The sequence below is a fragment of the Ruegeria sp. CJ6 genome, assembly GCF_056536665.1.
Genome location: NZ_JBQFQB010000001.1, coordinates 69,839 through 88,680, shown reverse-complemented (window position 1 = coordinate 88,680; position 18,842 = coordinate 69,839). Strand labels below are relative to the sequence as shown.

16 protein-coding genes and 1 riboswitch are annotated in these 18,842 nt (G+C 58.4%); of the genes, 6 read left to right on the top strand and 10 right to left on the bottom strand.

Translation table 11 applies throughout. The annotated features are described in order from the left end of the window. Positions 1–22: 22 nt before the first annotated feature. The 3 genes from glyS to ACR0BT_RS00465 are packed head-to-tail and all read right to left on the bottom strand — an operon-like array spanning position 23 to position 3,987. The gene (gene glyS / locus ACR0BT_RS00475) at positions 23–2,242 is read right to left on the bottom strand and encodes a glycine--tRNA ligase subunit beta (protein WP_480762287.1); all 2,220 of its coding nucleotides are present in this window, start codon (positions 2,240–2,242) and stop codon (positions 23–25) included. A 9-nt stretch (positions 2,243–2,251) separates the two neighbouring features. Next, a complete protein-coding gene (gltS, locus tag ACR0BT_RS00470; RefSeq protein WP_480762682.1) occupies positions 2,252–3,460 on the bottom strand; it encodes a sodium/glutamate symporter in 1,209 nt (402 codons plus the stop codon). A 5-nt stretch (positions 3,461–3,465) separates the two neighbouring features. Beyond that, on the bottom strand, positions 3,466–3,987 hold the full coding sequence (locus ACR0BT_RS00465) for a DUF6446 family protein (RefSeq protein WP_170421080.1): 522 nt from the start codon (positions 3,985–3,987) through the stop codon (positions 3,466–3,468). Between the two features lie 78 nt (positions 3,988–4,065). Here ACR0BT_RS00465 and ACR0BT_RS00460 point away from each other — a divergent pair, with 78 nt between their 5' ends. Next, positions 4,066–4,581 (top strand): MarC family protein, encoded by a 516-nt coding sequence (locus ACR0BT_RS00460; protein ID WP_480762286.1) that lies wholly within the window; start codon positions 4,066–4,068, stop codon positions 4,579–4,581. A 125-nt stretch (positions 4,582–4,706) separates the two neighbouring features. Here ACR0BT_RS00460 and ACR0BT_RS00455 read toward each other — a convergent pair whose 3' ends face one another. Next, entirely contained in the window at positions 4,707–5,636 is a 930-nt protein-coding gene (locus ACR0BT_RS00455; protein ID WP_170689645.1) for a glycine--tRNA ligase subunit alpha, read from the bottom strand. 205 nt (positions 5,637–5,841) lie between these two features. On the opposite strand from ACR0BT_RS00455, the gene ACR0BT_RS00450 reads away from it, so the two are divergent. Beyond that, the gene (locus ACR0BT_RS00450) at positions 5,842–7,581 is read left to right on the top strand and encodes a serine protease (protein ID WP_480762284.1); all 1,740 of its coding nucleotides are present in this window, start codon (positions 5,842–5,844) and stop codon (positions 7,579–7,581) included. A 56-nt stretch (positions 7,582–7,637) separates the two neighbouring features. Here the strand turns inward: ACR0BT_RS00450 and ACR0BT_RS00445 are convergent, their stop codons facing one another. The 5 genes from ACR0BT_RS00445 to metZ all read right to left on the bottom strand — a co-directional run bounded on the left by ACR0BT_RS00445 (position 7,638) and on the right by metZ (position 14,221). After that, positions 7,638–9,212 carry a thiamine pyrophosphate-binding protein gene (locus ACR0BT_RS00445; protein WP_480762283.1) on the bottom strand — a complete coding sequence of 525 codons (1,575 nt, stop codon included), beginning with the start codon at positions 9,210–9,212 and terminating at the stop codon, positions 7,638–7,640. Then, the gene (locus ACR0BT_RS00440; RefSeq protein ID WP_170393516.1) at positions 9,212–10,660 is read right to left on the bottom strand and encodes a TrkH family potassium uptake protein; all 1,449 of its coding nucleotides are present in this window, start codon (positions 10,658–10,660) and stop codon (positions 9,212–9,214) included. The genes ACR0BT_RS00445 and ACR0BT_RS00440 overlap by 1 nt, the downstream gene beginning before the upstream one ends. A 51-nt stretch (positions 10,661–10,711) precedes the next feature. Continuing rightward, on the bottom strand, positions 10,712–11,464 hold the full coding sequence (locus ACR0BT_RS00435; protein WP_480762282.1) for a hypothetical protein: 753 nt from the start codon (positions 11,462–11,464) through the stop codon (positions 10,712–10,714). Between the two features lie 281 nt (positions 11,465–11,745). Beyond that, entirely contained in the window at positions 11,746–12,849 is a 1,104-nt protein-coding gene (gene folE2 / locus ACR0BT_RS00430; RefSeq protein ID WP_170563343.1) for a GTP cyclohydrolase FolE2, read from the bottom strand. Between the two features lie 181 nt (positions 12,850–13,030). Further along, a complete protein-coding gene (metZ, locus tag ACR0BT_RS00425; protein ID WP_170596012.1) occupies positions 13,031–14,221 on the bottom strand; it encodes an O-succinylhomoserine sulfhydrylase in 1,191 nt (396 codons plus the stop codon). 62 nt (positions 14,222–14,283) lie between these two features. Next, a riboswitch (SAM riboswitch) is annotated at positions 14,284–14,361 on the bottom strand. A gap of 130 nt (positions 14,362–14,491) precedes the next feature. On the opposite strand from metZ, the gene ACR0BT_RS00420 reads away from it, so the two are divergent. The 4 genes from ACR0BT_RS00420 to ACR0BT_RS00405 all read left to right on the top strand — a co-directional run bounded on the left by ACR0BT_RS00420 (position 14,492) and on the right by ACR0BT_RS00405 (position 17,426). Then, positions 14,492–15,181, top strand: a complete 690-nt coding sequence (locus ACR0BT_RS00420; protein WP_480762281.1) for a glutathione S-transferase N-terminal domain-containing protein — start codon at positions 14,492–14,494, stop codon at positions 15,179–15,181. A 113-nt stretch (positions 15,182–15,294) separates the two neighbouring features. After that, positions 15,295–16,128, top strand: coding sequence for a TPM domain-containing protein (locus ACR0BT_RS00415; RefSeq protein ID WP_480762280.1), 834 nt, complete (start codon positions 15,295–15,297; stop codon positions 16,126–16,128). Between the two features lie 183 nt (positions 16,129–16,311). Then, a complete protein-coding gene (locus ACR0BT_RS00410; protein ID WP_170404961.1) occupies positions 16,312–16,635 on the top strand; it encodes a 2Fe-2S iron-sulfur cluster-binding protein in 324 nt (107 codons plus the stop codon). A 92-nt stretch (positions 16,636–16,727) separates the two neighbouring features. After that, positions 16,728–17,426: an FG-GAP repeat domain-containing protein gene (locus tag ACR0BT_RS00405; protein WP_480762278.1), complete on the top strand. Its 699-nt coding sequence runs from the start codon at positions 16,728–16,730 to the stop codon at positions 17,424–17,426. Positions 17,427–17,520: 94 nt separating this feature from the next. Here the strand turns inward: ACR0BT_RS00405 and purD are convergent, their stop codons facing one another. Next, on the bottom strand, positions 17,521–18,783 hold the full coding sequence (gene purD, locus ACR0BT_RS00400; RefSeq protein ID WP_480762277.1) for a phosphoribosylamine--glycine ligase: 1,263 nt from the start codon (positions 18,781–18,783) through the stop codon (positions 17,521–17,523). Positions 18,784–18,842: the final 59 nt, after the last annotated feature.

The window sequence follows — 18,842 nt, the reverse complement described above, 5'->3', positions numbered from 1 at the left end:
CTGCGCCCTTGGCGCAAGGGCGTTATCCCTCGATACGCGTCAGATCAGCAACGCTAGAGCAGACCTTACGGATCTGGCTCAGCAGGTTCAGACGGTTGCGGCGCAGAATGTCATTATCGGTATTGACCTGCACGTCCTCAAAGAACGCATCCACCGGCCCGCGCAGTTCGGCCATTGCCGCCATCGCTGTCGGGAAATCCTCGGCCTTCAGCGCGGGATCGATCTTGGCCTCTGCCGCGTCAAGCGCTGCAAACAGTGCCTTTTCGCTGTCAGTTTCAGCAAACTTCACATCCGCGCCGTAAGAGTATTCGACTCCATCCTTCTCTTCCGCCTGAGACAGGATGTTGTTCGCACGCTTGAACCCCTGCACGAGGTTCTCTCCATCCTCGGTCGCAATCACCGCATTCAGAGCGCGGGCGCGTTTGACCAGCAGGTTGAGGTCGTCATTCCCCTCCATCGCGATACAAGCGTCGATGACATCATGGCGGATGCCTTCGTCTCGGAGGAAGACTTTGAGGCGGTCGTGGAAGAAAGAAAGAAGATCGTCAGACGCGTCAGGAACCTTTTTCTCAAGCTCAAGAAATGCTGCTGCGGGCGATCCTTCAAGCTTTTCTTTGACAGTCTGGAATGAAGCACCAAAGACACCATGTTTTGCGATTTCTTCCAGGAGATCGCGGACATTCGCTTCGGGCAAAGCCTCATTGATAGCGCGTTCTGATCGAACCAGTTGACTATCGAAAAAACGGTCCAACCGAAGACGCAGATCATTATTCACGATTAGTCGAATTACCCCTAACGCCGCGCGACGCAGAGCAAACGGGTCCTTCGACCCGGTTGGTTTCTCATCAATCGCCCAAAATCCTGTCAGCGTATCTAGCTTGTCGGCCAGCGCTACGGTCACCGACAGCGGTGCGGTCGGCACGTCATCCGACGGTCCCAGCGGCGAGTAATGCTCCTGCGCCACAGCCGCGACGGCAGCGTCTTCGCCAGCCGCTTCGATATAATACCGCCCCATAAGCCCTTGAAGTTCAGGAAATTCATAGACCATTTCGGAGTTCAGATCAGCCTTGGCCAAACGCGCGGCTTTCTCGGCCTGATCCGCATCCGCCCCGACCGCCGGGGCCAGTTCTCGGGCCAGCGCGGCAATGCGGTCGATGCGTTCCGCCTGAGTGCCCAGCTTGTTGTGGAAAGTCACATTCTCCAACGCGCGGGTCCATTGGGCGATGTCCGACTTGGCAACGCGCAGGTCGTTCTCCCAGAAGAATTTCGCATCGGCCAGACGGGCCGATAAAACCTTCTGGTTCCCCGCCAGAATGGTTGCGCCGTTATCGGCGGTCTCGCGATTGGCGACGGTAATGAAGCGCTCGATCCGCCCCGTCTTGGGGTTCTTCACAGAAAAGAACTTCTGATGCTCTTTCATCGAGGTCTGCAGTACCTCGGGCGGCAGCTCAAGAAACTCCTCGTCGATCTGCCCCATCAGCACAACGGGCCATTCGACCAGACCGGCAACTTCTGCCAGCAGACCCTTGTCGTCGACCACTTCGAGACCTGCGGCGAAGGCCATGTTCTGGGCATCGTTCCAGATATGTTCGGCGCGCTCTTCGGGCGACAGCACCACGAATGCGCGTTTCAGCTTGGCGGCATAATCCTCGAACGAGGTCACCGTAAACCGGTTCGGGGCCATAAAACGATGGCCCTCAGTCGTATCACCGGACGTGATCCCTTCGATCGCAAGCGGCACGACCTGCGCACCTGCTTCATCGGTCAGGATGCACAGGATCGAGTGCAAAGGCCGTACCCACCGCATCGATCCAGCCCCCCAGCGCATGGATTTGGGCCAGGGGAAGTTTCGAATGGTAGCTTCTAAGACCTCGGCGATGATTTCAGCTGCTGGACGACCCGCCTTTTCAATGGTGGCGAAATACACTGCGCCTTTGGGCGTGTCGCGCTCTTGCAACTGGTCTCGGGTCAGTCCCGCGCCGCGTAGAAAGCCTTCGATGGCTTTGTCAGGCGCGCCGACCTTTGGGCCTTTGCGTTCTTCGCGGATTGTCGGGCTTTCCGCCAGCAGGCTTTCAACCGCCAGCGTCAGGCGACGCGGCGTCGTCAGTGCAGCGGCAGAGGCATAGGTCAGACCGCCTTCGACCAGACCATCGGTGATCCGCTTTTTCAGGTCTTCACCGGCGCGGGTCTGCATGCGCGCGGGGATTTCCTCGGAAAACAGTTCGATCAGCAGGTCGGGCATTTTCGGTCCTTAGAAATTGACAATCGTCTGAATGACGATGGCATTGGCGATGTCCACAAAGAATGCGGATACAAGGGGCAGTACGATAAAGGCAATAGGCGACGGGCCATATCGCTTGGTTACGGCGGTCATATTTGCGATAGCTGTGGGGGTAGCACCCAGAGCGAACCCCCCGAACCCGGCGGCCAGAACGGCGGCGCGGTAATTCGATCCCATCAACGGAAACAGAACCCAGATCACGAACACCACGGCAAACAGGGTCTGAGCGGTCATGATCACCGCAATCGCAAGGCCCAGTTCGGCGATGGTCCACAGTTGCAGGCTCATCAGCGACATCGCCAGAAATGCACCAAGCGCGAATTCCGAGATCAGCGCCAGCGAGGGCGTGCGTGAGACCGGCTTGGCATTCGGCGCGAACATGGCGCGGAGATTGGCAATCACGATCCCCATGATAAGGCAGGGCACAAACAACGGCAGTTTCAGCCCTGCGGCGCTGATTGCTTCGCTCAGGATCGCGCCTGAAATGATCGCGAGGTTGAGGTACAGCAGCACCCGCATGATTGTCAGATGATCAATCTCGGATTTCTGGTCGACCTCATTGGGCAAACCCACCGTATGCTCTTCCCCGGGTCGTTCGGGGCTGAGCTTGCGCCCTTCGATCAGCAGCCGCGCAATCGGCCCCCCGACCAAAGCGGCCAGCACGAGACCCAATGTGGCCACGGCCACCCCCAACTCGGTTGCGCCACTCAAACCGGTGGCGCCCGCAACTTCGGGGGCCCAGGCGATCGCGGTTCCGTGCCCCCCGATCAGCGCAGCAGACCCGAACAGCACCCCGGCTTGCGCCGGATAACCGAACATCGCGGCCCCCACTGCGCCGATCACGTTTTGCGCAACGATGGTCAGAAGTGTCAAAATCAGAAGCAAAAGCAAAGGCTTGCCGCCCGCGATCAAATCGGACAGACGGGCATTTAGACCAATCCCGGCAAAGAACAGAACCAATAGAAAGTCTCGTGCGGTCAAGCCAAAGGATAGCTCAATGCCGAAACCAAGATACAGCGCCAATACCACGAGCGAGGCCATAAGGCCCCCGGTTACCGGCTCGGGGATGTTGAAGCTGCGCAATTGTGAGACACGGGCGTTGATCTCTGCCCCCAGCAGATAGACCGCAAAGCCCAGCGTTGCTGTCAGGAACTCCGGTATCTCAACGACCATCCCCATCTGCATCAGCCCTCGGGCCTGGGTGGGCACTCCTCGCCCACAACCGTGCCGTCATAGGCTTTTTCACCGCAATTGTTCAGCGCATGCCAGACGTAGCCTTTACCATCCTGTGTAATGGCAACGATCCGGTCGACACCATAATGGATGTTCTTGGTGCCCAAGAAAGCCTGTGCTTGACCCGATTTCAATACGTTGGCCAGCGCAACTGCGTCGTAGCAGTCAAACCACCCTGGCGCGGTCAATGGCTCGGGGTTCTCGACAGGGGTAAAATCCACCATTTGATCCGGCCTCAACTCGGTTTCGAAACAGGCCCGATACCGGATCGGAGAGCTGTCGGCGTCAATGGCCTTAAACCCAGCATAGGCGATGGCTTCGGGCGCTTCCGCCCCTTGCGCCAGCAGGACCACATCCTGGCCCGGGCGCGGTTCTACCTCATAATAGAACCCATAAACCTGCAGGTAATACATGCCAGCACCGGCCAGAACGCCAGAAATCAGAAGGATTAGCGCAACCAATTTTCCAGTCATCGTTTACGCCACCTCTTTCAAGTTCATAGAAAATAAGACAGGTTCCCAAGCAGTACGGTCAGAAACGAGGCTACTCGCATGGAAACCACTCTTGCCTTCGGATTCTTTGGCGCGCTTTTTGCAATCATGAATCCGATTACCAACTTGCCTGTGTTCCTGAGTGTTACGCAAGACCTGCCCGTTTCGGATCAACGCAAAGTGGCTGTGAAGACTGCGCTTTATTGCACGATCCTCGGTGGCGCCTTCGCTGCGATCGGCAGTCAAGCGCTTGGGCTCTTTGGCATCAGCGTCGATGACCTGCGCGTCGCCGGTGGCCTTGTTGTACTGATGATCGGCCTGAACATGCTGAACGGGAACGAGAGCAGCTCGCATCACGGAACCGACGGAGAAAAGAAATCCTATCCCGCGCCCGAGACCGTTGCGTTCTATCCCTTGGCTTTTCCCATTCTGGTCGGCCCCGGAACAATCACAACACTGATCCTTTATGCGCACCACATCAAAACCCCGGTCGAAGCCGTTGTCTATGCAGGTGTATTTCTGTTCGTGGTGGCCTTGCTTTTGATCACGTTCTGGAACGCATCGGCGTTGGCTTAGCGGCTGTCGGATAATGCTCGCGTGATAATGAGCCGCTTCATGGGCATGATCCTTGCGGCTATCGCTATCAGCATGATCGCAGACGGCCTGAAGGCGTTGTTGCCCGGACTGGCATAGGCGCTGCATCAAGCTTCGAACCCGGCAGCCTCGGTCTGCACGAACGCATCGGCGCATTGCTTGGCCAATGCGCGAACGCGGCCGATATAGGCCTGTCTTTCGGTAACCGAAATCACCCCGCGGGCGTCCAGCAAGTTGAAGATGTGGCTGGCCTTGATGCACTGATCATATGCGGGATGCGCCATGATGATGCGCTTGCCCGTCTTCGGGTCGTCATGTTCCTGCGCCAGAATGGTCGCGCATTCGGTTTCAGCCTCTTCGAAATGACGCAGCAGGACCTCGGTATTGGCAATATCGAAGTTCCAGCGGGCGTATTCCTCTTCGGTCTGCTTGAAGATGTCGCCATAGGTCAGCGGGCTGGGCGACTGAGGATCGTTGAAGGGCATGTCCATCACATGGTCGATGCCCAGCACATACATGGCCAGACGTTCCAAACCATAGGTCAGCTCACCCGAAACCGGCGCACAGTCATGGCCGCCGACCTGTTGGAAATAGGTGAACTGGCTGACTTCCATGCCGTCACACCAGACCTCCCATCCCAGACCCCACGCACCCAGAGTGGGGCTTTCCCAGTCATCCTCGACAAAACGGATGTCGTGCAGGTCCATATCGATGCCGATGGCCTCAAGGCTGCCCAGATACAGTTCCTGCAAATCAGGCGGACTGGGTTTGATCAGCACCTGGTATTGATAGTAATGCTGCAACCGGTTCGGGTTTTCGCCATAACGTCCGTCTGTCGGGCGACGCGAGGGCTGAACGTAGGCCGCTGCCCAAGCCTTGGACCCCAAAGCCCGCAACGTGGTTGCTGGATGGAACGTACCTGCGCCGACCTCCATGTCATAGGGTTGCAGGATCGCACAGCCTTTCGACGCCCAATAGGTCTGAAGCCTTAGGATAATCTCTTGAAATGAACGTGGTGCGCTTCTGGGTTCGGTCATGACAATTCCCTTGGACGCCCAAGCGCCCGGTTCCGGTGGGTTCGGCCCTTCCTATGCAAGGCATCCAAGGGCGTCAACGGGCCAAACGGCCACTCTGTCGCTGAGCGGCCACACACAGAATTCCCCGTATTCCGGGCATGGCAATCGGACCGCGATTCCGCGTAATCTGCGCCAAAGTGAAAACACTGCAGAACACGGGCAGACAATGACACGCGTATTTACGGTTATTACATTCTTTATCCTCTTCGGCCTGCGCGCCGCTTTTGCCCAGCAAGATGCGGGCGTCTTTGTTCAGATCGAGGCGCAGCCGTCGCTGCGCGAGGCGCAGGAACGGGCGCAGGTCTATGCGAACGCGCTGCCCGATGTGAACGGGTTTCGGCTGAATTCCGGCTGGTATGCCATTGTTATCGGGCCCTATTTACGCGACGACGCCGAACAGGTGCTGCGCGTTTACAGGGCCGAGCGTCAGATCCCATCGGACAGTTTCATCGCCTACTCCAGCGCGCTGGGGCAACAGTTCTGGCCCATCGGTGCCAACATCCTGAACCGCGGCGTTGTCACCGCCCCGATCCAGCCCGAGCCGCAACCAGAGCAGCCCTTGGCCGGTCTTACCCTGCAGGACGCAGATGAAACCCGTTCGCAGGCTCTGCAGGGCGAACGCCTTTTGACCGCGCAAGAGCGCAGAGACCTGCAAACCGCGTTGCAGGCAGCCGGGTTCTACAATTCAACAATTGACGGAGCCTTTGGTCAGGGCACCCGCCGCTCGATGGGCGATTGGCAACGTTCCAACGGGTTCGACGCGACTGGCGTTCTGACCACGCTGCAGCGCAAAACCCTGATGGATGACTACAACGCTCCACTGATCAGCATCGGGATGGCACGCTATTCCGACCCGCAAGCCGGGATCGAACTGGATATGCCAATGGGCGTCTTGGGCTTTGACCGTTACGAGGCACCCTTTGCCCATTTCAACCCCACTTCTGATCTTGACGCCAAGGCGCTGCTGATCTCGCAGGAAGGCTCTGCCGCAACCCTGCGGGCGCTCTATCAAGTGATGCAGTCGCTTGAAATCGTTCCTCTGGACGGTGAGCGCAGCCTGCGCGGCAACAGCTTCACGATTGAAGGGCGCGGAAATGGTATGACCTCGTTCACGCAAGCAGCTCTGAAAGACGGCAAGATCAAAGGTTTCACGCTGGTCTGGCCTGCCGGGGATGAGGCTCGCCGCGCTCGAGTTTTGGCCGCGATGCGCGCAAGCTTTGCCACGACCGATGCCGTACTGGATGCCGGTGCCGGAGCGGATGCTGACCAGCGCATCGATTTGATGTCAGGACTGCAAATCCGCAAACCGCGGCTATCGCGATCGGGCTTCTTCGCCGACACTGATGGTACGGTTCTGACGGTCACCGAGGCCGCTGAAAGCTGCACCCGCATCACGCTGGACGGTGACCAAGAGGTTCAGCTGGCTTGGCAGGATGCCGACCTTGGTGTCGCTGTGCTGCGTCCTAGCAAGACCCTAGCCCCGATCAGTGTCGCCGAGTTCCGCGCGGGCGTTCCGCGTATTCAGTCTCAGGTGGCTGTTTCGGGCTTTTCTTACGAAGGCGCGTTGGGTGCCCCTACTCTGACCTTTGGCGAAATCGCTGATATCCGCGGCCTGAATGGAGAAGATGGCGTCAAACGCCTTGCACTGTCCGCCCAGCCCGGCGACGCGGGAGGACCTGTTTTTGACGATAGCGGCAGCGTTGTTGGCATGTTGCTACCTGCCCCTTCCGATGGGCGTACCCTGCCCGACTCGGTCAGCCTTGCGGCGAATGTGGCACGTCTGACCGAAGTTCTAACCAAGGCGGGCATCTCAGGTCAGCCCGCGCAAGGCTCAGCCCAGATTTCACCCAACGAACTGAGCCGCAGAGCCAACGGAATGACCGTTCTGGTGCACTGCTGGGACTGAACAATCAGGTTCAGGGAAAAGGCGCTGCACGAAGGTGCACGCCTTTTTTCATAGGTTTACAGGATATCCGGTGTGACCCGTATCAATGTGGGAACCTCGGCCTGAAAGGCGGCGCGCACTGCGGCCTGCATCTCATCCAGCGTCTTCGGTGCAGCTGACAGCGCCCCGAACGCCTCGGCCAGTTTGCAGAAATCCGGGTTTCGCGCGATCACCGCATTGGGCGCGATCTGTCCGCGCACCATGCTCTCTTCAATCTCTTTGAGTTTACCATTGTCCCACAGAATGATGGGTAGCGGCAGGCCGAGTTCGACAGCAACCCCAAGCTCTTGCATTGTGTAGTGAAAACCATAGTCACCCGCGATGACCGCTGTGGGTTTGCCCCGCCGTGCTACTGCACCACCGATCCCGGCTGGCAGGGCGTAACCCAGCGTGCCAAATCCAGTCGGGTGGTGCCAATGATAAGGAAAGCCCATGTCCCAGACTTCTTTCGCGACATACGCGAATTGGGTCATGTCCGAATAAATCATCGTATCCAAGGGCATGGCCGCCCTGAGTGCATCGACCACAGGGACAATGCCCGGGCGCTCGGCATCTACCTCGGCCCGCCAGCGCGCGCGCGCCTCGCGCACCTCGTCCGCAGACCAACCAGCGGCTGGTTTTACCTGATCGGACACTGCCCAGAGCGCATGCGCAAAACTCTCACCATCTGCCTGCAGTTTGACAGCTGCACGATGGTGGTCTGACAGCACTTGCGGGTCCAGATCAACACGCACCATAGTTGCGTTGTGGCCCAGATCATGGCGCCACAGATCAACCTCGCCCAGTTCAGCACCGACAACAACGACAAGATCAGCCGAGGCAATTACTTTGGCGCTGCCCGGTCGTGGCAGCATCGATCCGAAATCCAGCGGATAATCGGACCCGGCCAGCCCGCGACCGGCATACGTCGTGAAGCACGCCGCCCCCAACTGGGTCAGGATCTGTCGCCAAAGGTTAGACCGGCACCCGCCGCCTAATATGAACAAAGGCCGCTGCGCGATATTCAGCAGCGACAGAACCGGTGCCACATCCGGTGGAACAGTCTGGTTGCGCAAGGCAGTTTGGTTTGGAAAAGGTGCAGGCGCTGCCTCGGCCTCCAATTTCGCGATGGGTACCTGAATGTGTTTCGGTCGCGGGCGCGACAGCTCAAACTCTTCGAAGGCGCGCTCGATCAGACCATAGGCAGCCTTGGCATCGTTCGCCTGACAGGACCAGTCTGTAACTGTCTCGGCCGCAGCGCGTTGATCCTTCATCTGATGCAATTGGCCACGCAGTGCTTGTGTCTCTTCGAGGCAAGAAGACAACACCAGCATCGGCACCGAATCCGAATAAGCCTGCCCCATCGGCGTCATGATGTTGCACAGGCCCGGTCCGGTGATCACATAGGCCACCCCCGGCTTGCCAGACGCGCGGGCATATCCATCGGCCATGAAACCGGCCCCCTGCTCGTGCCGGGCCAGAACATGCGTGATCCCGGCCTCTTCGATACCGCGATACATTTCCTGATTATGCACGCCCGGTATGCCAAAGATCACGTCAACGCCACGATCCTTAAGCATGTGCGAGATCTGCGCCCCAAGGGGTCGTTTCATTAGCCTCTCCAGAATTGAACGGTAAAGATTGCGTAGACAGCTAGCAGTTCAAGGCGTCCGACCAGCATCCCGATCGTCAGCAGCCACTTGGCACCGTCATTCAGCCCCGCAAAGTTGCCTGCTGGCCCGATCTGTTCCCCCAGTCCCGGCCCAACATTAGCCAGTGCCGTCGCGGCCCCCGATACCGAGGTGATAAAGTCCAACCCAGTCAGGGCCAGCGCCCACGACAGAACCCCCATCGATAGTGCAAAGAACATGAAGAAACTCATGACCGAGGTCAGCACGTCGCGACTGATCGGTCGTCCATCATAGCGCGGCACGAACACACCATGCGGCGAACGAATTCGGCTGAGCTGGGTTTTAATCGACGCAAACAGCAATTGATAGCGGAACACCTTGATCGAACACGCGGTGGACCCCGCGCAACCGCCAATCAATCCGATCAGGAAGAACAACATGACCGGAAAACTGCCCCAGCCCATATAGTCGACACTCGCGTACCCTGTGCCCGAAATGATCGATGTGATGTTGAACAGCGACTCGCGGAACGCCTGCTCCCAATGGTGCGGAAAGACCGAAGTCAGGAAGATCGACATAATCACAACCAGAACCACGATGGTTGCCAGAAACGCCCGAATCTGGCTGTCTTTCCACAACGAGCTTGTGTGACCATTGGCCAATTGCACATACCGCACAAATGGCAGCGCCGCGAGGATCATGAAGATGGCAGCGGCATATTCCAGAGGTCCCGAAAACCGGGCGAAAGAACTGTCATAGTTTGAAAACCCGCCCGTCGCGATTGTGGTCATGGCATGTACGACGGCGTCAAAAAAGCTCATGCCGAAACCGGCATAGACCAATGCGCAGACCACCGTCAGAAATACGTAGATCAAGGAAATCTGCCCGGCGATCTCTTGCGCGCGGGGCAGAATTTTCCCCATGGTTTCAAACCCTTCCGAGCGGAAAATCTGCATCCCACCAACGCGCAGCTCGGGTAGGAACACCATCGCCACGACAATGATTCCGATGCCCCCCAACCATTGCAAAACGCCCCGCCAGAGCAACAAGCCCTGTGGCAGTTCGTCTAGCCCCGAAATCACGGTTGAACCTGTGGTGGTCAGCCCCGACATCGCCTCGAAATAGGCATCGACGAAACGCAGTTCAGTTTCGCCGAACAGAAACGGAATTGCGCCAAAAACCGGCAACGCCACCCAGACACCCGAGGTCAGCAAAAAGGTCTGACGGATGGTCAGACCTTCGCCCACCCCGTTGGAACAACTCATCGCAAGAACACTGCCGGTCAGCAGTGTTATGACCGCGCTTTCAAAGAAAACATGCCACTCGCCCCGCCCCTCGATCATGTCGACAAGCATGGGCAGCAGCATGGTCGCCCCTAGAATGGCGACCAGCAGGCCAATCACATATCCGACCGGGCGAAGATCCATCATGACGGGCAGCGTTGGCGCGCCAGCCCGACGGTGTCAAGCAGATGATCCGTGTTAACTGTCGGATTTTATCTCAACGCCCGGCATCGCGGGTGGCTTCGACGGGGCGCGTGCACGACGCGGTGCCGGTTTGGCCTGCTCAGCCGACGCAGCTGCGGGTTTCTTCGTCGCAGGTTTTGCAGCGGCAGGTTTCGGAGCCGCTTTGGCCTGAGGCGCAGCTTTTGCCGGGGCGGGCTTAGCTACCGCAGGTGCCTTGGGCGCCGCTTTTGCCGTGTTTGCTGATGCTTTCGGCGCTGCGGCTGCCGGTTGCGCCTTGGCTTGTGCTGAAGATTTGAACTCCGCAACCGGCTTGGCCGCCGTTGATACTGGCTTGGCCGCTTTCGAGGTGGGTTTCGCAGATACGTTGGCCTTCGCCGGTGCTGCTTTCACAGCCGTTTTGGCGGCCGGGGCCGCCTTGGGTGCAGCGGTCGCAACCTTAGGAGCCGCCGTTTTCGGCGCTAGTGCCGCCACAGGCTTAGCCGCCGCCTTCGGCTTTGGTGCTGCTTTGGGTTTCGGCGCGGCTTTAGGCTTTGCTGCAACCTTGGCTTTTGCAGCCGGTCTTGCTGGCTTTCGCGTTGCTGGGGTCGCCGCTTTGCGGGCAACCGGTGCGGGTGCCTCGGCTGTCTTCAATCCGTGCAGAGGTGTCATCGGCAGATCAAACGCCGCGCGGGTCATGATCTGCATGATCTCAATCTGACTGGCCATTGCGTAACCGGCCATCCGGATGGCTGCTGCCTGAAACTCAAGCGGTTGAGTAATCGGATTCATTGCATGTCTCTCCTGATAAAACCGAGGCAGCGGGTAGATGAGTAAAGGACCCCGCCCGCCCCAATCGTCCGGGCGGATTTGCAGGTTGGCGGTCCAAGGCGTTGCACGTCCCGGTTTCCTTTCGGGCTGCGCGACCCGGTTTTTACGGATGCGCAGCAGCTGCACTCGGGGACAATCTAGCGCAATTCAGGGTGCAAATGCAGCATTTCATGCTGCATTGCGGCAAAAAAGCGCCCATGCAGGATTTTTGACTGTTTTTCCAGCAGCTTCCGCGGGGTCAATCAGCCCACATGAAACAGCGTCGTGAACAAACGCGGGTCCAGGCTCGCGGATTCGAAGGTTGGACCTTCGGTTAGAATCGAGACCGCATCATGGCTGTGCAGGCTTTCCTGATGGCTGGCGATCACACGGAAATCGCCGACATGATGATCGGCCTGCAGCTCGGCGCAGAACAGACGCGCGGCATCTTCCACGAATATGGGATTGGCCGCGTTCAGTTCGGCAAAGGCCTGTTCATCTTCGCGCTTGACCATCACCTGAGTTTCGGTCGGCACCGCGCGGCGGCACAGCGCGATCAGATCTTCGAACCACAGACAATCGGCGTTGCAATCGATAACCACCGAAATCCGCGCCACCGAGCGCTGGGAATGCGGCGTCGCCAGCTGCCCGCGGGTTGCGCGCGCGTGTTCGCTCAGTTCCAATGAACAGGGGCATGTGGACGAATAGACATAGTCCAGATGCATAATCTTCAGACGTTCTCCGCCTTGATCAACCAGTTCCAGCGCGATGTCGTAATACTGGTATCCGGACAAGCCCGAACGCAGGCTCTCAATCCGATCGGGATAGGAAAACCGCATCTGTATGCGCGCATCCAAACTATCCAGATCAGTCAGATAGTCGTTCAGCGCTGCCTCCATCACCTCAAAACTAAAGGTGCGCTCGGCGTGCTTGTAGAAGGACCGCATGATCCGAGACATGTTGATGCCCTTCTTCTCGGCCTCAAGGCTGACAGACCCGGTGACCGAGGTCTCAAGTGTCAGCTCGGCACCACTTTTGCGATGGAACCGGATCGGCAGGCGGAAATTCGAGATGCCGACATGCTGGATCTGCTGCTTCGAACCCCGGATCAGGCTGGACGGACCGTTTTGCAGATCCGGCAATGTGGCCTTATAGGCTGCATCCGCCTCGAACTCGTGGGGATATTCGCGCGACAGGGCCGGATAGTTTGACGGCAACAGCCCCGGGACAAGCTGCGCAATTGCCGGGTCAAGTTGACTGATCTCGGCCGCCGAGGCTGATTTCGCCCATTCGCGCAGCACCTTGAGCGCTGCTGCGGCCTGATCGTGATCGGGTGTCTCGTTGATGTCGCGCGGATGAATGTTCATTGGCACGGATCCCTTGCTAGGCCGACGGTTATATACCACCGAGGTTTAATTACCAGTCCTGAACGATACGCGCGGAATAGCAGTCCGGATCGAAATTCGAGGCAAGAAATCGTCATTTTACAACCAAATGCGCCGGATCAGGCGGATCACATCCGCCTGATGATGCATTCCCGGCGCATCACTAGCCCTGAGATACGTCTAGCGCGCGCTGGATATCCGCAAGCAAATCACCGGCATCCTCAAGCCCAACCGAAAGTCGGATCAGGCCCGGCGTGATACCCAACTCATCGCGTTGTTCGTCGCTCAGACGCTGGTGCGTTGTGGTGGCCGGGTGCGTTGCGATCGACTTGGCATCGCCTAAATTATTCGAGATCACAGGGATCGTCAGCGCATTCAGGAAAGCAAACGCCGCCGCTTTGCCGCCCTTGATGTCCAGCGATAGAACCGTGCCGCCCTTGCCGCCCAGCTGCTCTTGCACCAACGCGTTTTGCGCATGGGTTCTCAGCCCGGGATACAGTGTCCGCTCCAGTGCAGAATGCCCTTCTAAAGCTTCTGCAATCTTCTGCGCGCTGTCGGCTTGGGCGTTTACGCGCAGGGCCATGGTTTCAAGACCTTTGACCATGATCCAAGCGCTGAACGGGCTAAGCGCACCGCCGGTGTGCTTCATGTAAGGCTCGACCGTGCCACGGATGAATTCCTTGGTGCCGATGATCACGCCGCCCAGCGCCCGGCCCTGCCCGTCGATATGCTTGGTCGCCGAATAGACCACCACGTCGGCTCCCTGTTCGATCGCGCGCGAGAACACGGGTGTCGAGAACACGTTGTCCACGATTACAACCGCACCCACCGCATGGGCCAGCCTCGACACGGACGTGATGTCGATCACTTCAAGCGTCGGGTTCGACATGGATTCAAAAAACACTGCCTTGGTGTCAGGCCGGATCGCGGCCTCCCACGCGTCCAGATCGGTGCCGTCTACAAAGGTCACCTCAACGCCATAACGCGTCAGGATGTTTTCGAGGATATACAAACAGGACCCAAAAAGCGCCTTGGCTGAAACCACATGGTCGCCCGCCTGCAGCATCGAAGTCAGCGCACCGTTCACAGCGGCCATACCTGAAGCGGTGGCAAACGCATCCTCGCCGCCTTCCAAAGCTGCGATACGCTGCTCGAACATCGACACGGTGGGGTTGCCGTAGCGGGCATAGATGAACTCATCCGGGCCGCTTTCGATAAACCGGGCCTCGGCCTGCTCGGCGGTATCGTAGACAAACCCCTGCGTCAGAAAGATCGACTCAGAAACCTCATTGTACTGACTGCGACGGATGCCGCCATGGACGGCTTGGGTGCGTTTGTTCCAGCTCTCGCTCATCTCATTCCTTTCAGCCCCGCATTGGAGGCAAACAAAAAACCCCAGACGCGGCCAAGCGAAAGGGGTCTTTCATCCTGACCTTTTAGCGGTGTTGTTTAACGTGGCCCGCAATCCGGTAACAAATCGCCACATGAATGAAGATGCGTTTACGCCCCGCCCCGGAACACGTCAAGCCCGACTGATCACCGGTCACGCTTTCGTAACACGGCCGGGCGCGCTCTTGCCGTTTGTGCAGAAAGCTTCATGATCGCCCAAACTCAAGGAGGCCCCATGATTGATCTCTATTTCTGGCCCACGCCCAACGGCTGGAAAGTGTCCATCGCTCTGGAAGAGATGGAGCTGCCCTACAAAACCCACTTAATCAACATCGGCAAGGGCGACCAGTTCGATCCCGAATTTCTAAAGATCTCGCCTAACAACCGTATGCCCGCCATCGTCGACCCGGATGGCCCTGACGGCGCGCCTGTTTCGGTGTTCGAAAGCGGCGCGATCCTGATGTACCTCGCCCGCAAGACCGGGCGATTCTACGGCAATACCGAACGTGACAGGATCGCAGTCGAGGAATGGCTGATGTGGCAAATGGGCGGCGTAGGCCCGATGGCCGGCCAAGCGCATCACTTCCTTAAATACGCTCCACATCTAGACCCGCCACAAGACCATTCCTATCCGAAAGACCGCTATCGCAGTGAGGTCGGGCGTCTCTACGGCGTACTCGACTGCAGGCTGGCCGAAAACGAATACGTCGCCGGCGATTTCTACTCCATCGCCGACATGTCGATCTGGGGCTGGGCCAGCCTATGGGAAGGCCAGCAACAGGTGCTTGAGGACAAACCGCATTTCACCCGCTGGCTGGACATGATGAGCGCCCGACCCAGCGTGCAGGCAGGCCGAGCCTTACATGCAGAACTGCGCGGGGATCATCGGGACCGGCAGTCGCAGGGGGTATTGTTCAGGCGGTAATCGTTACCGAAAACCATCATCGGCATTTGACACACAACCTTCCAGGGTCGGGCCATATCCCGGTTGCTATTGTGTCGCTCGGTGATACGCTTCCGAAAAACACGCGGGCAGCCATGAGAATTGTTTTCGTCTTATTAATGATTTGGGCCAATACTGCATTTGGGCAAACTTATCCCGACTATCAAAGCACGACCGTCAACGACTTTGCCAATTTGCTCAGCCCGTTGGACGAGGAGGCACTTGCTGAGCAACTAGATGAGCTCAAACGCGAGACAGGGGTCGAAATGACCATCCTGACACTGCGCACTCAAGGCGACTATGCCGACGGTCTGACGCTCGAACAGTTTGCCACCGGGCTTTTTGACCACTGGGGGATCGGCGACGCTTCTCGAAACGATGGTGTGCTTGTGATGGTCTTACGGGATGACCGGGCTATGCGAATCGAGCTTGGCGCCGCCTATGGGCGCGACTGGGATCACGCCGCGGAACGCATTGTTGACACGCAATTCCTCCCGGCCTTCAAAGCAAACAATTATGCAATCGGGATCAAGGCCGGCACTACGGCTATCATAGATCAGATCATACAGCCTTTTCGCACTGGCGAGGCCGCGCCCGCCAAGAAAACAAATGATGATCTAGGTCTCTGGATATTTGGCCTCTTTGCCATGATGATTATGATGCTCAAAGGCCGCAATTTCATAAGTGATAGTCTGGTACGACTTCGAACCTGCCCAAAATGTGGGAACCGCAGTCTGCGCCAGAGGCGACGCATCACGCTCTCCGCAAGTACAACGAAGGCCGGTTCGGGTATTCGCCGGATCGAATGCCTAAAATGCGATTACGCTGAAGAAACCAACTACTATATCCCTCAGGTTTCCCAAAGCTCTGGCGGGGGCGGTTTCGGCGGCGGTCGATCTGGTGGCGGGGGCGCGTCCGGGCGCTGGTAGCACTCATCAGGCAAATTCGTTTTCTCAGTGTTTCCCTACAATCGCGTCGCCAGGCACGCAAACTTAGCCTTACCAAAGCCGCAAAACTCCAAACACGGCATCCAGAGTCGCAATTGCCACTGGAATCACCTAATTCCCTTCACTAAGAAAGCTCTCGAACATCGCAAAAGGAAGACGCAAGCAATGGCAAAGATCACCTATGTCGAGCACAGCGGTACCGAACATACAGTCGACGTCGCCAACGGGCTGACGGTCATGGAAGGGGCCCGCGACAACAACATCCCCGGCATCGAGGCCGATTGCGGCGGCGCCTGCGCCTGCTCGACCTGCCACGTCTATATTCATCCTGACTGGGTCGAGAGAATCCCCGCCAAGGACGACATGGAAGAGGACATGCTGGACTTCGCCTATGAACCCGACCCGACCCGCTCGCGCCTGACCTGTCAGATCAAGGTCACCGACGCGCTGGATGGTCTGGTTGTGCAGATGCCCGAAAAGCAGATCTGATGCACTCTGATGCGCCGCGTCAGCCCAACCGCCTTTGGCTCCGTCGGGCGCGCGGCGCTGTTCTGATGGTTTGCATTTGGCTAACGGGGAATATGCCCGCAGCCAGCGGCGAAACCAAAGTATCTGCTGGCTTCACGGAACCAACATCACGCTACGCCCATGGGGTGCTTGGCGACGCCGTCGAATACGGTGCTTTGGAAATCGACGTCGGAACAAGTATTTCCTCGGCGGCACAGCGAAAAGCCGATAGCTCCAAACGCTCGACCGTTACAATACGTCTGCCTGAAGACCGCGTATTCGAAGATCTTGCCCCACGCCTGGCCGATATCGATCAGGACGGGTTGCCTGAAATCATCGTTGTAGAGACCCAGCAGCATACGGGTGCTCAACTGGCGATCTATGACATAAATGGTCAAAAAATCGCCGCCACCCCCCATATCGGCACGCGCAACCGCTGGCTCGCCCCCATCGGTGCCGCCGATCTGGACGGCGATGGACATGTCGAGATCGCCTATGTCGACCGCCCACACCTTGCGAAAACTCTGCGCATCTGGCGTTACAAAGACGGTGAACTCATTGAAATCGCGACAATCCCTGGCCTTACCAATCACAGGATCGGAGAAGATTTTATATCAGGCGGTCTGCGCCAATGCGAAACGCACCCTGAGCTGATCCTCGCCAGCGCCGACTGGTCGCGGATCATAGGCGTCTCGTACAGCAAAGGCTGGCGACAAAAAGACCTCGGACCACTCAACAGTCTCAAAGATCTGGCCAACGCACTAAAGTGCTGATCCGATCTTCATCTGGCCATAAATACCTCGGGGAGCGCGAGGGGCTGACCCCTCGCCCCGAAATCATCAAGCCGGGCGCAGCCCGACTACTGAGTTAAAGCGCGCGCCAGCCGATGTCGCGACGGAAGAACCCTTCAGGCCAATCAACACCTTCAACCATGCCATACGCCCGGTCGCGTGCGTCTTTCAGCGTTTCCCCACGCGCAGTCACATTCAGAACGCGGCCACCCGCGGCCTGAACCTTGCCTTCAGCCGCTTTTGTCCCCGCGTGGAATACCATGTTGCTACTATCCTCGGCCAGATCGCCCAGGCCGTTGATCACAGTGCCTTTTTCATAAGAACCAGGATACCCCTTTGCCGCCATCACGACCGTGATGGCGTGATCGTCGGCCCAGTTCACCCGCGTCTCAGCCAAGCGACCCTCGGCCGCCGCGTGCATCAGGTCCAAGGCCTGAGCGCCAAGGCGCATCATCAGTACCTGACATTCGGGATCTCCGAACCGCACGTTGTACTCCACCAACCTGGGCTGACCATCCTTGATCATCAAACCGGCGTAGAGCACACCCTGAAACGGTGTCCCGCGCCGCTTCATCTCGGCGACCGTCGGGCGCACGATCTGATCCATCGCAAGGGCCTCGATCTCGGCGCTCAGCACCGGGGCCGGAGAATAGGCGCCCATACCCCCTGTGTTCAGCCCGGTATCGCCCTCGCCGACGCGCTTGTGATCCTGCGCTGTGCCGATCGACAGGATATCCTCTCCGTCACAGAGCACGAACAGAGACGCCTCCTCGCCCTCCATGAACTCCTCGATCACCACTTCGGCCCCCGCGCCACCAAAGGCTCCGCCGAACATGTCGTCAATCGCGTCCAGGGCGGTTTGCTCGTCCATCGCAACGATCACGCCCTTCCCGGCAGCCAGCCCATCGGCCTTGACCACAATCGGGGCCTCCTGCGCACGGATGTATTCCTTGGCGGGCTCAGCCTCGGCGAACCGGGCATAAGCCGCCGTCGGCGCGCCGGATGCGTCACAGATTTCCTTGGTGAAACTTTTTGAGGCCTCCAAGCGCGCCGCTTCTGCCGAGGGCCCGAAAACCAGCACACCCGCTTCGCGCAGCCGGTCAGCGACCCCTGCGGCCAAAGGCGCTTCGGGGCCAACGATCACGAAATCAATCGCGTTTTCCTCGGCAAAGTTGACCACAGCACCGCCATTCTCAATGTCCACCGCCGCGCACTCTGCGATCTGGGCGATCCCGGCATTCCCCGGCGCCACAATCAGGCGATCACATTTGGGGTTTTGCATCACCGCCCAAGCCAGACTGTGCTCGCGTCCACCGCTGCCGAGAATGAGGATATTCATGAAACGCTCCGATCTGCTTGGCCTTGCCTGCGCGGCGTTCTAAGCTGCGCAGAGATTTG